The organism is Mesorhizobium sp. M0276, from assembly GCF_040321755.1.
Classification (GTDB): Bacteria; Pseudomonadota; Alphaproteobacteria; order Rhizobiales; family Rhizobiaceae; genus Mesorhizobium.
In genome coordinates this window covers 104,536-119,487 of sequence record NZ_JAMYSC010000010.1, presented here as the reverse complement: position 1 = coordinate 119,487, position 14,952 = coordinate 104,536, and the positions used below count along the sequence as shown (strand labels likewise).

The 14,952-nt window shown below is 65.5% G+C and carries 16 protein-coding genes and 1 tRNA gene; 13 read left to right on the top strand and 4 right to left on the bottom strand.

The genetic code is table 11. The features are described 5' to 3' along the window. Position 1 precedes the first annotated feature (1 nt). From NKJ01_RS10495 to NKJ01_RS10485, 3 genes are read left to right on the top strand one after another with little or no spacing between them, the layout of a single operon-like run. Positions 2-634 (top strand): precorrin-8X methylmutase, encoded by a 633-nt coding sequence (locus NKJ01_RS10495; protein WP_352727708.1) that lies wholly within the window; start codon positions 2-4, stop codon positions 632-634. After that, complete coding sequence (locus NKJ01_RS10490; RefSeq protein WP_023757126.1) at positions 631-1,389, top strand: precorrin-2 C(20)-methyltransferase; 759 nt, start codon at positions 631-633, stop codon at positions 1,387-1,389. The genes NKJ01_RS10495 and NKJ01_RS10490 overlap by 4 nt, the downstream gene beginning before the upstream one ends. Then, complete coding sequence (locus tag NKJ01_RS10485; protein ID WP_352727706.1) at positions 1,386-2,150, top strand: precorrin-3B C(17)-methyltransferase; 765 nt, start codon at positions 1,386-1,388, stop codon at positions 2,148-2,150. Before NKJ01_RS10490 ends, NKJ01_RS10485 begins: the two co-directional genes overlap by 4 nt. On the opposite strand, the gene NKJ01_RS10480 is transcribed toward NKJ01_RS10485, so the two are convergent. Further along, complete coding sequence (locus NKJ01_RS10480) at positions 2,114-2,890, bottom strand: cobalt-precorrin-6A reductase (RefSeq protein WP_023757124.1); 777 nt, start codon at positions 2,888-2,890, stop codon at positions 2,114-2,116. The two genes, NKJ01_RS10485 and NKJ01_RS10480, sit on opposite strands and share 37 nt — an antisense overlap. Position 2,891: 1 nt before the next feature. Between NKJ01_RS10480 and cbiE the strand changes: the two genes are divergently transcribed. Genes cbiE through cobT form a run of 7 tightly spaced genes read left to right on the top strand, consistent with a single transcriptional unit; the run spans position 2,892 to position 9,232 of the window. After that, complete coding sequence (gene cbiE, locus NKJ01_RS10475) at positions 2,892-4,133, top strand: precorrin-6y C5,15-methyltransferase (decarboxylating) subunit CbiE (protein ID WP_352602944.1); 1,242 nt, start codon at positions 2,892-2,894, stop codon at positions 4,131-4,133. Next, a complete protein-coding gene (locus NKJ01_RS10470; protein ID WP_023757122.1) occupies positions 4,130-4,516 on the top strand; it encodes a cobalamin biosynthesis protein in 387 nt (128 codons plus the stop codon). The genes cbiE and NKJ01_RS10470 overlap by 4 nt, the downstream gene beginning before the upstream one ends. Further along, on the top strand, positions 4,513-5,277 hold the full coding sequence (gene cobM, locus NKJ01_RS10465; RefSeq protein ID WP_352727703.1) for a precorrin-4 C(11)-methyltransferase: 765 nt from the start codon (positions 4,513-4,515) through the stop codon (positions 5,275-5,277). The genes NKJ01_RS10470 and cobM overlap by 4 nt, the downstream gene beginning before the upstream one ends. Further along, on the top strand, positions 5,274-6,092 hold the full coding sequence (gene cobA, locus NKJ01_RS10460; RefSeq protein ID WP_352727701.1) for a uroporphyrinogen-III C-methyltransferase: 819 nt from the start codon (positions 5,274-5,276) through the stop codon (positions 6,090-6,092). The genes cobM and cobA overlap by 4 nt, the downstream gene beginning before the upstream one ends. Then, the gene (locus NKJ01_RS10455) at positions 6,089-7,402 is read left to right on the top strand and encodes a cobyrinic acid a,c-diamide synthase CobB (RefSeq protein WP_352727699.1); all 1,314 of its coding nucleotides are present in this window, start codon (positions 6,089-6,091) and stop codon (positions 7,400-7,402) included. Before cobA ends, NKJ01_RS10455 begins: the two co-directional genes overlap by 4 nt. Positions 7,403-7,405: 3 nt before the next feature. After that, positions 7,406-8,182, top strand: coding sequence for an adenosylcobinamide-GDP ribazoletransferase (cobS, locus tag NKJ01_RS10450; RefSeq protein ID WP_352602954.1), 777 nt, complete (start codon positions 7,406-7,408; stop codon positions 8,180-8,182). Positions 8,183-8,221: 39 nt separating this feature from the next. Continuing rightward, positions 8,222-9,232: a nicotinate-nucleotide--dimethylbenzimidazole phosphoribosyltransferase gene (cobT, locus tag NKJ01_RS10445; RefSeq protein ID WP_352727697.1), complete on the top strand. Its 1,011-nt coding sequence runs from the start codon at positions 8,222-8,224 to the stop codon at positions 9,230-9,232. Between the two features lie 180 nt (positions 9,233-9,412). Here the strand turns inward: cobT and NKJ01_RS10440 are convergent, their stop codons facing one another. The 3 genes from NKJ01_RS10440 to NKJ01_RS10430 all read right to left on the bottom strand — a co-directional run bounded on the left by NKJ01_RS10440 (position 9,413) and on the right by NKJ01_RS10430 (position 11,608). Further along, on the bottom strand, positions 9,413-10,090 hold the full coding sequence (locus NKJ01_RS10440; RefSeq protein ID WP_352602958.1) for an outer membrane protein: 678 nt from the start codon (positions 10,088-10,090) through the stop codon (positions 9,413-9,415). A gap of 427 nt (positions 10,091-10,517) precedes the next feature. Beyond that, a tRNA-Lys gene (locus tag NKJ01_RS10435) sits at positions 10,518-10,593 on the bottom strand. Positions 10,594-10,699: 106 nt separating this feature from the next. Continuing rightward, positions 10,700-11,608 (bottom strand): PhzF family phenazine biosynthesis protein, encoded by a 909-nt coding sequence (locus NKJ01_RS10430; RefSeq protein ID WP_352602959.1) that lies wholly within the window; start codon positions 11,606-11,608, stop codon positions 10,700-10,702. A 102-nt stretch (positions 11,609-11,710) separates the two neighbouring features. Between NKJ01_RS10430 and NKJ01_RS10425 the strand changes: the two genes are divergently transcribed. From NKJ01_RS10425 to NKJ01_RS10415, 3 genes are read left to right on the top strand one after another with little or no spacing between them, the layout of a single operon-like run. Continuing rightward, positions 11,711-13,006 (top strand): efflux RND transporter periplasmic adaptor subunit, encoded by a 1,296-nt coding sequence (locus NKJ01_RS10425; protein WP_352727696.1) that lies wholly within the window; start codon positions 11,711-11,713, stop codon positions 13,004-13,006. Between the two features lie 4 nt (positions 13,007-13,010). Next, positions 13,011-13,724: an ABC transporter ATP-binding protein gene (locus NKJ01_RS10420; RefSeq protein ID WP_352727695.1), complete on the top strand. Its 714-nt coding sequence runs from the start codon at positions 13,011-13,013 to the stop codon at positions 13,722-13,724. Continuing rightward, a complete protein-coding gene (locus NKJ01_RS10415; protein WP_352727694.1) occupies positions 13,721-14,938 on the top strand; it encodes an ABC transporter permease in 1,218 nt (405 codons plus the stop codon). Before NKJ01_RS10420 ends, NKJ01_RS10415 begins: the two co-directional genes overlap by 4 nt. The last annotated feature ends 14 nt before the right edge of the window (positions 14,939-14,952 follow it).

Below are 14,952 nucleotides of genomic sequence, written 5' to 3'. Positions count from 1 at the left end.
CATGGCCGCCTACGACTATATCCATGACGGCACGGCGATATACGAGCGCTCCTTCGCGATCATCCGCGCCGAGGCTGATCTGTCGCGCTTCTCCGAAGCCGAGGCCGATGTCGCCGTCCGCATGATCCATGCCTGCGGCCAGGTCGAAGCATCAGGTCGTTTTGTGTTCTCCACGGATTTCGTTGCCGCCGCGCGCGCCGCTTTGGCGGCGGGCGCGCAGATTTTCTGCGACGCGGAAATGGTCTCGCATGGCGTTACCCGCGCCCGGTTGCCGGCCGGCAACGAGGTGATCTGCACCTTGCGTGACCCGCGCACGCCCGACATCGCTAAAGCGATCGGCAACACCCGTTCCGCCGCCGCGATCGACCTGTGGGGCGAGCGCATGGCGGGGTCAGTGGTCGCCATCGGCAATGCGCCGACCGCGCTGTTCTATTTGCTGGAAAAACTGCGCGACGGCGCGCCGAAGCCGGCGGCCATCATCGGCATGCCGGTCGGCTTCGTTGGTGCGGCCGAATCCAAGGATGCTTTGGCCGAGAATTCCTATGGCGTGCCATACGCCATTGTTCGCGGCAGGCTCGGCGGCAGCGCCATGACCGCCGCGGCGGTCAATGCGTTGGCGAGGCCGGGCCTGTGAACGCACTCCCAAAAGGTCGTCTCGTTGGCGTCGGCACCGGTCCCGGCGACCCTGAGCTGCTGACGCTAAAGGCCGCGCGGGTCTTGGCCGAGGCGGATGTCGTGGCGTACTTCGCCAAGCGCGGCAACAACAGCAACGCACGCGCCATCGTCGAAGCGCAGTTCCGGCCCGAGATGACGGAATTGCCGCTGCTCTATCCCGTCACCATAGAGATCGACAAGGATCACGACGACTATCGGTCGCAGATCACGGCATTCTACGAGGACTCGGCCGAGAAGGTCGCCGAACACCTTCAGGCAGGCAGGATGGTTGCCGTGCTGTCAGAGGGCGACCCACTTTTCTACGGCTCATACATGCATCTGCATGTGCGGCTCGCCCATCGCTTTCCAACCGAGGTCATTCCTGGCGTCACCGCCATGTCCGGCTGCTGGTCGCAGACTGGTGTCCCGATCGTCCAGGGCGATGATGTGCTGACGGTTCTGCCGGGCACGATGAGCGAGTTCGAGCTGACACGCCGGCTGGCCGACACAGATGCCGCCGTCATCATGAAGGTCGGCCGCAACCTGCCCAAGATCAGGCGGGCTCTGGAAGCTACCGGCAAGCTGACGCGCGCCGTCTACGTGGAGCGCGGCACCATGGCTGGCAGTGTGTCCATGAAGCTTGCCGACAAGCAGGATGACAAGGCGCCCTACTTCGCCATCGTGCTGGTCGCCGGCTGGTCCGGCCGCCCCGGCGCCCTGGGAGGCAAAGCATGAGTGGCCGTCTCACCGTCATCGGCCTTGGCCCCGGCAATGCCGATCAGGTCACGCCGGAAGCCAGCCGCGCTGTCGCCGAGGCCAAATTCTTTTACGGCTACAAACCCTATCTCGACCGGCTGGAACTGCGCTCGGATCAGACCCGCGTCGCTTCCGACAATCGCGAGGAGCTCGCCCGCTCCAAGGATGCATTGGTCAAAGCCGCCGAGGGCCACGATGTTGCGGTCGTCTCCGGCGGCGATCCCGGTGTGTTCGCCATGGCGGCGGCCGTCTGCGAGGCGATCGAGGCTGGCCCGGCCGAATGGCGCGCGGTCGATGTCGCCGTCGTGCCCGGCATCACCGCCATGCTCGCGGTTGCCGCCCGTATCGGCGCCCCGCTCGGCCATGATTTCTGCGCCATCTCGCTGTCCGACAATCTGAAGCCGTGGGAGTTGATCGAACTGCGCCTGCTGGCAGCGGCCGGCGCAGGCTTCGTCATCGCGCTCTACAACCCGATCAGCAAGGCGCGCCCCTGGCAGCTCGGCCGCGCTTTCGAATGTCTCACCGCGATCCTGCCAGGCACCACGCCAGTGATTTTCGGCCGCGCCGCCGGCCGCCCGGACGAGCGTATCGAGGTCTACCTGTTGGCAGACGTCGACGCGCAAAAGGCCGACATGGCGACCTGCATCATCATCGGTTCGCCGGAAACCCGGATCATCAGGCGCGCGGAGAAGCCGGCGCTGGTCTACACGCCGCGTTCGGCAGCGGGCTCGACAAAATGATCGACCCCAAATTGATCAACAATGGCGGTCAGCGCTTCGACGGTTTCAGCCGAAGGGACATCCGGCAGATCAGGCCGTCGGACCATGACCACGTCGAGGCCAAGCGCCCGCGCCGCAGCGATCTTGCCGTATGTGGCCGCGCCGCCGCTGTTCTTGGACACGACGACTTCGATGCGATGCTTTTCGAGCAGCGCGCGCTCATCGGGCTCGCGAAACGGGCCACGGGCCAACAGATATTCGGCATCAGGCACGGCCAACGTGGGCTCGACCGGATCGACACTGCGAATGAGATAGTGGTGCTGGGGCGCGGCTTCGAAAACCGCAACCTCTTGCCGGCCGAGCGCCAGGAAGACACGGCGCGGCAACGGCCCAAGCGCCTGCGCGGCATCGCCAAACGTATCGACCAGCGTCCAACGGTCGCCTTCGACAGGCTCCCAGCCAGGGCGTCGCAGGGCAAGGATCGGCACGCCGGACGCGCGTGCGGCTTGCGCGGCATTGGCGGAGATCTGCGCCGCATAAGGATGCGTGGCGTCGATCATCAGGTCGACGCGCATCTCCCTGAGATAGGCGGCCAATCCATCGGCACCGCCAAAGCCTCCGGTTCGCACCGGCACGCCCTGTTCGACAGGGCTCTCGGTACGGCCAGCCAGCGACAGCGTGACCGAGGCACGCGCCGCCAGTTTTCCGGCCAGTTGCCGGGCTTCAGCGGTGCCGCCGAGGATCAGAATACGGTGGGTCATCATGCCTGCTGAGCGTCCGCACGGTGCCAGGGTCAACTCACGATGGCTCACCATCGTCGGTATCGGCGAGGACGGTTTAGCGGGTCTCGGCGACGAGGCCAAGCAGCGGATTGCGCAGGCGGAGATCATCTTCGGCGGCAAGCGGCACCTGGCGCTTGTTGCTTCCTTCGCCAAGGGCGAAGCGCGCCCCTGGCCGGTTCCATTCGATGCCGAGATGGCCGACGTGCTGGCGCTTGCCGGCAAAAACGTCTGCGTGCTCGCCTCCGGCGACCCCTTCTTCCACGGCGTCGGCGCCACGCTCGCCCGCAAGGTCAAGCCCCAAGAGATGCATGTCATTCCCGCCCCGTCGGCCGTTTCACTGGCGGCCGCCAGGCTTGGCTGGGCGCTGCAGGACATCGAGACCGTGTCGCTGCATGGCCGACCGATCGACCTGATCCGGCCGCTGCTGCAGCCGGACGCCCGCATCCTGGCGCTGACCTCGGATGCCGAAGCCCCTGCGGCAATCGCCCGCCTGCTCACGGAACTCGATTTCGGTGCCTCGCCGCTGACTGTCCTGGAGGCGCTGGGCGGGCCAAACGAGAATCGGCGCTCGGCCCGCGCCGATGCCTTCGATCTCGAAAACATCAATCCGCTCAACGTGCTGGCTATTGAGATTGATCCTAGCCCGCAAGCCCGCGTGCTGCCGCTCACATCAGGCCTTGCCGATCATCTGTTCGACCATGACGGCCAGATCACCAAGCGCGAAATCCGCGCCGTCACCCTGTCGGCTCTGGCGCCGAGGCGTAGCGAATTGCTGTGGGACATCGGCGCCGGCTCCGGTTCCATCGGCATCGAATGGATGCTGGCCCACCCCTCGATGCGCGCCATCGCCATCGAGGCCGACCCGATCCGCGCCGCCCGCATCGGCCGCAACGCCGCCGCCTGCGGCGTTCCCGGTCTCGTCGTGGTCGAAGGCACCGCGCCCAAGGCGCTTGCCAGGCTGGACACGCCTGACGCGATCTTCATCGGCGGCGGCGGCAGCGATCCCGGCGTGCTGAACGCCGCCATCAAGGCCTTGCGCGACGGCGGCCGCCTCGTTGCCAATGCGGTGACGCTGGAGATGGAAGCCCTGCTTCTTGCCCAGCATACGAAGCTCGGCGGCGACCTTACCCGGATCGCCATATCCCGCGCATCGCCCGTCGGCTCGATGCAGGCCTGGCGGCCGGCCATGCCGGTCACCCAATGGAGTTGGGTGAAGCCATGATGGTCGCGGGCATCGGCAGCCGAAAAGGTGTACGCGTCGAGGACGTGCTTGCCGCGATAGAAACCGCCCTGGAAGCGCATGGGCTGGCGATGACGGCTCTTTCGGCGCTGGCGACTGCCACGCTGAAGAAGGATGAAGAAGCCATCCCTGCCGCTGGCCGCGCGCTGCGTCTTCCAGTCATCGTCGTCGATGACTCAGCGCTCCAGGCCGCCTCGCCGGAAACGCTCAGCCATTCCGACCTCTCGCAGGATCTGGCCGGCACGCCATCGGTTTCCGAGGCATCCGCCCTTGCCGTCGCCGGCAAAGGCGCCAGACTGCTTGGCCCCCGCACGGTGCTCGGCCCGGTCACTTGCGCCATCGCCATCAGCGGAGACGCGCCATGACCGTCCATTTCATCGGCGCCGGTCCAGGCGCCGCCGACCTCATCACGCTGCGCGGCGCGAGGCTCTTGGCAAGCTGCCCGGTTTGCCTTCATGCCGGCTCGATCGTAGCGCCCGAATTGTTGCAGCACTGCGCGCCGGGGACAAAACTGATCGACACCGCGCCGATGTCGCTTGATGAGATCGAGGCCGCATTTCTGGACGCCCATAATACCGGCCATGATGTCGCCCGCCTGCATTCCGGCGACCTGTCGGTGTGGAGCGCCGTTGCCGAGCAGATCCGCCGGCTGGAAAAGCATGGCATCACCTACACGCTGACACCGGGCGTGCCGTCCTTCGCCGCCGCTGCCGCAGCACTTCGCCGCGAACTGACCATTCCCGAAGTCGCGCAAAGCCTGGTGCTGACCCGCATCTCCGGCCGCGCCTCAAAAATGCCGCCCGGCGAGACGCTTGCGGGCTTCGGTCGCACCGGCGCCACGCTCGCCATTCATCTGGCTATCCACGCCATCGACCGCGTCGTCGCCGAACTCACACCGCACTATGGCAGCGATTGCCCGGTGGCGATCGTCTTCCGCGCCTCCTGGCCGGACGAACGCGTGCTGACCGGCACGCTGGCCACAATCGAGGCACAGCTCGCCGCCGACCCAATGGAGCGTACGGCGATCATCTTCGTCGGCCGCTCGCTGGCAGCGGAAGGTTTTGGTGAGAGTTCATTGTACGACGCGCACTATCAGCGGCGTTTTCGCGGGCGGGACGGATTGTGAGCGGCAGCACCAAAAATACCGGCGAAAATGCCACGCTCGAAAGAGCTTTGTCCCGGCTGAATTTCAAACCGCGCCGGCTCGAGCCAGGCCATGTCTGGCTGGCCGGGGCCGGCCCCGGCGACCCCGGCTGCCTGACAATGGAAGTGCTTGCGGCGTTAGCCGAGGCGGATGCCCTGGTCTACGACGCGCTGGTCTCATCTGATGTCGTCGCCGTTGCCGAAAATGCCGAGCTTTTCTTTGCCGGCAAGCGCGGCGGCAAGCCGTCGATGAAACAGGACGACATCACCGCCCTCTTGGTGCGGCTGGCGCGTGCTGGCCGTCGCGTAGTCAGGCTGAAGGGCGGCGATCCCTATATTTTCGGCCGTGGCGGCGAAGAGGCTCTGGCGCTCGCGCGGGAAGCTATCCCATTTCGCGTCCTGCCCGGCCTGACCTCGGGGCTCAGCGCGCTGGCCGCCACCGGCATCCCGGCCACCATGCGCGGCATCAACAAGGCCGTGATCCTGGCCACCGGCCATGCCGCCGGCACCGATGACGATCTCGACTGGGCGGCAATCGCCCGCACCGGCCAGCCTGTCGTCGTCTATATGGGCATGGCCAATCTGCCGCTGATCGCCGCGGCGCTGCTCGATGGCGGGCTGGCGCCGTCGACGCCGGCGGCGGTGATCGTCGCCGCAACGACACCGCAGGAGCGGACGGTCGTCGCCACGCTGGCCACCATTGCCGAGGAAGCCGCTGCCGCCGGCCTTGCCTCGCCGGCGCTGATCGTCGTCGGCGGCATCGTCGCCATGCGCGCGGCACTGGCGGGGAACGCATGACGGCTCGCGCCATCATCATCGGCGCGCCGCGCTCGGGCTCTGGCAAGACAAGCGTCACCATCGGCATCCTGCGCGCGCTCACCCGGCGCGGGCTGAAGGTGCGGGGCGCCAAATCCGGTCCCGACTATATCGACCCAGGCTTCCACACCGCAGCCACCGGGCTTTCCGGCGTCAATCTCGACAGCTGGGCGATGCCGCCGTCGCTGCTCAACGCATTGGCAGCGCAGGCAGCCGACGACACCGATTTCGTCATCCTCGAAAGCGCCATGGGACTGTTCGACGGGATTCCGGCTTCGCAGGGGCGCAGCGGTTCGGCAGCCGACCTGGCGCGGCTCTACGGCCTGCCGGTGCTGCTGGTGCTCGATGTGTCCGGCCAGTCGACCACCGCGGCCGCCGTCGCCAAGGGCTTTGCCACCTATGATGCGGACGTGCGCATGGCCGGCGTCGTGCTCAACCGGCTGGGCAGCGAGCGGCACCGCCGGCTGTCCGGCGATGCCATCGAGGCGATCGGCCTGCCGGTCGTCGGCGCTATCCTGCGCGATCCGACCCTCAACCTGCCTGAGCGCCATCTCGGTCTTGTGCAGGCCGGCGAATATGACGACCTGATGGCACATCTCGACCGGCTTGCCGACATGGCGGAAAAATCGCTCGACCTCGACGCCATTATGGCCCTGGCGACACCCCTTACCCCGGCGCCCGGCGGCTTCGCCGACGCGCTGGCACCGCCCGGTCAACGCATTGCGCTGGCCGAAGATGCCGCCTTCACCTTCCTCTATCCGCATGTCGCCGCCTACTGGCGCAAGTCGGGTGCCGAAATCGTCCCGTTCTCTCCGCTCGCCGACGAGGCACCCGATGAAGATTGCGACGTCTGCTGGCTGCCCGGCGGCTATCCCGAGCTTCACGCCGGCCGGCTCGCAGCCGCCGCAAATTTCCGCGCCGGAATGGCAAGATTCGCCGCGACGAAGCCCATCCATGGCGAGTGCGGCGGCTTCATGGTGCTTGGCGAAGCGCTCGAGGCCGCCTCCGGCGAAACGCATGCGATGCTTGGCCTGCTCGGCCATTCCACCAGCTTTGCCAAGCGCAAGATGAACCTCGGCTACCGCGAGGCCCGGTTGCGTGCCGATTGTCCGCTGGGCTCAGCTGGCGCGCTGATCCGCGGCCACGAATTCCACTATGCGCAGATGACCGCCATCGGTAATGACGAGCCGTTGGCCGACCTTGCCGACGGCCAGGGCAATCCGATCGGCGCCTCGGGCTTTCGGCGGGGCCATGTCAGCGGTACCTTCTTCCACGCCATAGCGAAGGGCTAGAGCATGAGGCTCCGAAACATCAGTCCGTCGCCTCGGCAGGTCCTCGACGACATCGCGCTTTGCCTGGTCTTCTTCACCCGTCTGCCGCTGCCCGTGTTCGATTTTCGCGGCCGCAGCCTTGCCGCAGCGATCTGGGCCGCACCGGTCACCGGCCTCGTCGTCGGCCTGATCGGCGCCATCGTCTTTGCCACGGCGGAACGGTTTGGCCTTGCCATGGCTCCGGCGGCCGCCCTTGCCCTTGCGGCTACCCTGCTCACCACCGGCTGCCTGCATGAGGACGGGCTGTCCGATGTTGCCGACGGCTTTGGCGGCGGCAAGTCGCGCGGCAAAAAACTCGAGATCATGCGCGACAGCCGCATCGGCGCCTATGGTGCTGCGGCGCTGGCTCTGTCGCTGCTGATCCGCTGGAGCGTCCTTTCGCAACTCGTCGACCCCACACAGGCGCTCTTCGCCCTCGTGGCCGCACACGCGGCCTCGCGCGGTCTGCTCGGCGCCTTCATGCATTTCTTGCCGCCGGCCCGGGCCGATGGCCTGTCGGCCGACGCCGGCGCCGTCTCGCGGGAAGCCGCCATGGCCGGCGCCGTGGTCGGTGCGATCCCGCTGCTCCTGCTCGGGCTGGGAGGCGCCGTTTTTGCGCTCATCCTGCTCGGCCTTTTGTTTGCCGCGTTCTGCGCCCTTTGCCTCAACCAGATCGGTGGCCAGACCGGCGACACGATCGGCGCCTTGCAGCAGGCGAGCGAAATCGCGGTGCTTCTCGTCGCTTCAGTAGCCCTTTCCTGATTCCCTTTGACCTGATTCTCTTTTGGAGACTTTGCCCCCATGCCCTTCAAATCACTCGATGGACTGCGCGCCGCTTGCCTCGAGCTGCCGGCTGGCAGCGACGCCGCGGCCAATGCCGTTGCGCGCCGCCAGGACACCCTGACCAAGCCGCAAGGCAGCCTCGGCCGGCTGGAGACGATCGCTGCATGGCTGGCGCGCTGGCAGAGCCGCGACATGCCAAAACTCGATCGCGTCAAGGTTTTCGTCTTCGCCGGCAACCATGGCGTCACCGCGCAAGGCGTGTCGGCCTATCCTTCCGAGGTCACCGTGCAGATGGTGGCGAACTTCGCCGGTGGCGGTGCCGCCATCAACCAGCTCGCCCGCATGGCTGGCGCCGAACTCGACGTCATTCCGCTCGATCTCGACCAGCCGACCGGCGACTTCACTCAAATGCCGGCGATGGATGAGAAAGCCTTCCTCGCCGCCGTGTCGGCCGGCTACGACGCGGTGACCAAAGACCTCGACCTCGTCTGCTTCGGCGAAATGGGCATCGGCAACACCACGCCGGCCGCCGCCATTACGGCGGCGCTGTTCGGCGGTGGTGCTGAAAAATGGACTGGGCGCGGCACCGGCGTCGACGACGCCGGCTTGAAGCGCAAGGTGGTCGCCATCGAAGCCGGCCTGAAGCGCCATGCCGATTCTCTTTCCGACCCACTAAACGTCGCAGCCAATCTTGGCGGACGCGAACTCGCCGCCATTTTCGGCGCCACGCTGGCCGCCCGCCATCTGGGCATACCCGTGCTGCTCGACGGCTTCGTCTGCACCGCCGCCGCAGCCCCACTGGCAAAGCTGCACCCGACCGGGCTCGCCCACACGATCGCCGCGCACGTTTCGGCTGAATCGGGCCATCGTGGCCTGCTCGAAGCGCTCGGCTTGCCGCCGCTGCTCGATCTCGGCATGCGGCTCGGCGAAGGCTCCGGCGCGTGTCTGGCCGTCAACATCGTCCGTTCAGCGCTGGAATGCCATGCGAGGATGGCCAGTTTTGCCGAGGCTGGTGTGTCGGAGAAGTAGAGCAATTCCAGGACAAGTGTGTATCGGCTTTCCCCGGGGAAAGGCGCGTAGCACCCCCCTTGGGAATTGCCTCGAAACAAGAGCTGAACCGGTTCCCCCGTTTCCGTGAAACGGGGACTATGCGGGTGATTAACTTTGCCGCAGCTGGTCGACGCGGGGGGGGGGCCGCGCCGAAGACGGTCAAAACTTATACGACACACCTATCGTGACAGTGTGCAAGGCCGGGCTAATGTCTTCGACATAGTTGTTGAAGACGACGGTCTTTGAGCCGAAATCTGCGTAGCGATATTCGCCACGAACCGTAATGTTGTCGGTGACACCGTATTCAGCGCCTGCGCCTATCGTCCATCCGTTGAATGAAGCCGAGTGACTTTCCTGTCGACCCACATCTCGAGTGTCTGCTTTTCCATTGAGGTAGGCGTAACCGCCCGTACCGTAGATCAGCACCCGATCAAATGCGACACCAGCCCTGGCGCGGACGGAAGCAACCCATCTCGCCTTGAAGCCATTGATGTCGCCTCCGCTTCCGCCGTCGTCGCCATCTATGCCGGTTGCGTTGATGTCCGCTTCGCCACCGAACACGAATGAGCCGGATTGCCAGTTGTAGCCGGCATGCAAGCCGCCGACGACACCGCTTCCATCCGCATTGTCCTGGTCGAAGATGTTCGGACTAGCCTCGGTAACACCCCATGGCTGATCAACCTTGCTCCACCCGCCGCCGATCTGGGCGCCAATGTAGCCGCCCGTCCAGTTGTAGCTCGATGCGACCGGCAGCTCGACCGTCCGGTCCGCGGCAAGTGCCGTACCAGCCATCAAAGCCGCAAAGAATACAGAACCGATAAAAACGGAAGCCCGCATGCGTTTGATCCCCAAGCATTGCCCTGCACGAATAATACTACAGCTCGCTCGCATTAGACGTGATATTTTCGCAACAACTAAAGGAAACAAGCTGTTCGACGCCTGCCCGATCCCGGCATGCAGCGGCGCCACGCATATCATGGCATGCCGGACTGAACCAGACTCCGGCCGCCGCGGCTGGGACGATGGCTGGAATGGACAGGTCTGCGATCCGGGCGGCGCAATGCGGGATCTGGCCCGTTCAACTGTTGAATTTCTTCATGGCCGATGCCTAGGCCGGCATCGGGCCATTCCCTGGCGTGTTTCTGCAGGCGCATGGCTGGGAAAGTGACGGCATCGGCACGGTAGTCACGGTCACGCTCACGCGCTCGTGACACGCCAAACGCGTCTCGTTTTCAGGGTCTTTCCACCAAGTCTTCTAGGAATTTGGTGGGTGCGCACAGGATTGAACTGTGGACCCGCTGATTAAGAGTCAGCTGCTCTACCAACTGAGCTACGCACCCACTCGGCCGGCAAAAACCGGCGTTGGCGGGCATATAGCCGCCACCATCGGTCATGTCCAGCCCTGCCGGAGTCATTTCCCGACAAATCGCTTTCAGCCCATCGCGATCAAACGAACAGCTTGCCCTCCGCCACCTTCACGGCATTGCCGCCGATGCGTGCGGAGGCCAGTTTTCCGCCTTCCACGTTCAATTCGAGGCGAATTCGCGATGGCCTGCCCATCTCCAGCCCCTGCTCGATCCACAGCTGCCAAATGCCGTCGGTCGGCGCGTCGAAATGCATGATGGCGCCGGCAAAAGCCGCTGCCGCCGAACCCGTCGCCGGATCTTCATACGATGGCGTGCCGGGCACGATCATGCGCACATGGAAGGCGCTTTCGTGGTTCACCGTCTCGCGGCAATAGACATACGGGCTGGCGAAGGCCCATTCGCTCTTGCGCGGCGCCAGTTCCGACCAGGCTTGGTTATCCAGACGGATGCGGCCCGCCGCTTCGAGATTGGCGACCGGAATGGTCACATAGGGCACGCCCGCCGACCAGAACGCGACGCGATGATTCTCGAAGCCGATTTCGTGCGGCGTCAGGCCAAGGGCTGCACCGATAGCCTCCGGATCGGCCTCCAGCTTCAGCGGCTCCGGCAGCTTCGCCAGATCGAACTCGGCAAACGTCGCTCCATCATGCTTGCTGACGGCACAACGCACCGGGCCGATGTTTTCCTCCAGTACGAAGATGCCAGCGCCGCCCTCCTCCGCCAGTTCGGCCAGCGCGATCGCCGAGCCGACCGTTGGATGACCGGCGAACGGCATTTCATAGTCGGGCGTGAAGATGCGGATGCGGTTTTTATGCTTTGGATTGTTCGGCGGCAGCACGAAAACCGATTCGGACAGGTTGAATTCGCGGGCGATTGCCTGCATCGCGGCCGTGTCCAATCCCTTGCTGTCCAGCACGACGGCCAAAGGATTGCCGGCCAGTCGCTCCGTCGTAAACACATCGTAAAGCAAGTAATTCCGGGTTTTCATTCCTGCCTCAATCCAAACATGGGCGAAATTTAATTTGATATTCGAACCATCAAGCCTGATCTGTGCACAGATCGGGACATTTGCGCATTATAGGGGTCCAGCGTGGACCAAATTGTCAATCTGCCAAAGACGGAATCGGATACCACCATCGAGACGGCGCTCGGGCTCGACAAGCAAGGTCTGCGCAAGTCGCGCCGGCGCGGCTGGCTCTATGCCCTGCTGGCGCTGATCGTGCTCGCCGGCGGGCTTGGCGCCTATCAGTGGTATGCCGGCACGCCGGCCAGGATCGACTACACCACGGTGCCAGCCGCAAAGGCCGACCTCACCGTCGCGGTGTCGGCGACCGGCACGCTGCAGCCGCTCACCCAGGTCGACATTTCCAGCCAGCTCTCCGGCATCATCCGTTCGGTGTCGGTCGAGGAGAACCAGCGGGTCAGGAAGGGCGACGTGCTGGCAGCGCTCGACACCGCCAAGCTGCAGGTCCAGATCGAACGGGCTGAGGCCTCCGCCAAGGGTGCGGCGGCCAATGTCGAGGACGCCACGGTAACGCTCGCCGAAAACGAGAAGGCGCTTGTCCGCGCGGCGGCTTTGACCAAACGCGGCATGGCGACCGAGCAGTCGCTCGAGGCGGCGACCGCGACCCGCGATCGCTCCAAGGCGGCGCTCGATAGCGCCCAGGCCAACCTCGCCATCGCCAATGCCGATCTGAAATCGCAGCAGACCGACCTTGCCAACAGCACCATCTATGCGCCGATCGACGGCATCGTGCTGACGCGCTCGGTCGATCCCGGCCAGACGGTCGCCTCCTCCCTGCAGGCGCCGGTGTTGTTCATCATCGCCGCCGATCTCAGGAACATGGAACTGGTGGCTGCGGTCGACGAGGCAGACATCGGCGCGGTCAAGACAGGCCAGCATGCCCGTTTCACCGTCGATGCCTTTCCGGATCGGCCATTCGATGCCGAGATCCGCGATATTTCCTACGCCTCGGTCACCACCGACGGCGTCGTCACCTACAATGCGCGGCTGGAAGTCGACAACGGCGAGCTGTTGCTGCGGCCCGGGATGACCGCCACCGTTTCGGTCGTCACCAAACAGGCCAAGGGCGTGCTCACAGTGCCGGCCACGGCCTTTCGCTATCGCCCGACACAGCAGGCGGCCGCCCGCACGTGGAGCCTGAGTGATCTGTTCACCGGCCGCATGGGTCGCCCCGGCGGCAATCGCCAGAGCCAAGCCCCGACGCCGCCCACCGACGGCTCGCGCACGCTCTACGTGCTGGAGAATGGGCGTCCGCGCCCGGTCAACGTCAAGATCGGCTCCACCGACGGCGAACTGACCGAGATCACCTCCGGCCTGGACGAAGGCGCTCAGGTTATCACCGCGTCGCAGCAGCGGAGCTGACACCGTGGCCGCGGGCGCGACCCTCATCACCTTCGACAAGGTCTGGAAAAGCTATGGCCAGGGCGAGGCCAGGGTGCATGCGCTGGCCGGCGTCGACCTTGCCATCCGCCGCGGTGAATTCGTCGCCATCATGGGGCCGTCCGGCTCCGGCAAGTCGACGGCGATGAACATCATCGGCTGCCTCGACACGCCGACGGCCGGAACCTATTCCTTCATGGGAATCGATGCCGGCCGGCTCGACCGCAACCGCCGCGCCATGCTGCGCAATCTCTATGTCGGCTTCGTCTTCCAAGGCTACAATCTGCTGGCCCGCACCACGGCGGCGGAAAATGTCGAACTGCCGCTGATCTATCGCGGCGTCGCCGCTCGCGAACGCCGCGACCTTGCCATGCAGGCGCTGGCCCAGGTCGGCCTTGTCGGCCGCGAGCACCACACGCCGGCCGAGCTCTCCGGTGGCCAGCAGCAGCGCGTGGCGATCGCCCGCGCCATCGTCACCCGCCCGACGCTGCTCGTCGCCGACGAGCCGACCGGCAATCTCGACACCGCACGTACGCACGAGATCATGGAATTGCTGACCCGGCTGAACAAGGAGCTTGGCCTGACCATCGCCATGGTCACCCACGAGGCCGACGTCGCCGGCTATGCCGAACGCACAATTCGCTTCCTCGACGGGCATGTCGCCTCCGACACCATGAAGATCGAGGTGGCACAACCATGATCTGGGAAACCGTCCGTCTCTCGCTCCGCTCGATCCGTCGCAACGTGCTGCGCTCATTCCTGACCTTGCTCGGTATCGTCATCGGCGTTGCCGCCGTTATCGCGATGCTGACCATCGGCTCTGGCACCACCGAAAAGGTCAAGGCCGACATCTCCAAGCTCGGCAGCAACCTGCTGGTCGTGCGCTCCGGCCGTCCGGCCGGCCCAGGCGCTCCGGGCGGGCTCGATCAGGCAGTGCGTCCGCTGGCTGAAAAGGATCTGGCCGCGCTGGTTGCGCACCTGACCGGCGCGCGCGCCATTTCGCCGGCCTCGCAAAAACAGGTGCGTGTCATCTTCGGCACCGAGAGCCTGACCTCGGGCGTCACCGGCACCGACAGCGCCTATCTCGATGCGCGCGACTGGAAACTGGTGTCCGGCCGCCCGTTCAGCGATTCCGAAACCCGCTCGGGCACCGGCGTGTGCCTGATCGGCGAGACGGTGCGCCAGCAATTCTTCGGGGCCGGCGATCCGGAGGGCGAGATCATCCGCGTCAACCGCACCTCCTGCAAGATCATCGGCCTGCTCGAGCCCAAGGGCTATACCGGCTTCGGCCAGGACCAGGACAATGTCGTGCTGATGCCGCTGCACGCCTATCAGCGCCGCATCGCAGGCAATCGCGACATCGACAACATCTACATCGCCGCCGACGACCGCACGCCGACCAGCGAATTGCAGCCGCGCGTCGAGGACATTTTGCGCGACGCGCGCCGCGTCACGCCGGACCGCGAGAGCGATTTCGCCATCCGTGACATGACCCAGATCGCCGACGCCATGGCCAGCGCCACAACCACCATGACCGGCATGCTGGGTGCTGTCGCCGGCGTCAGCCTGCTGGTCGGCGGCATCGGCATCATGAACATCATGCTGGTCTCGGTCACCGAGCGTACACGCGAGATCGGCATCAGGCTGGCCATCGGCGCGCATGAAAAGCACATCCTCATCCAGTTCCTGGTCGAGGCGACGGTGCTGTCGCTGCTCGGCGGCATCATCGGCATCCTGATCGGCCTGTCGCTGGCCGGCCTCGCCGCGGTGACGCTGACCATCCCCTTCGCGCCAAGCCCCGCGGTCATCCTGCTCGCCGTGGGTTTTTCAGCGCTGATCGGCATGGTCTTCGGCTTCTTCCCGGCGCTACGCGGCGCCAGGCTCGATCCGATCGATGCGCTAAGGCACGAATAGGGCAACCCGATCGG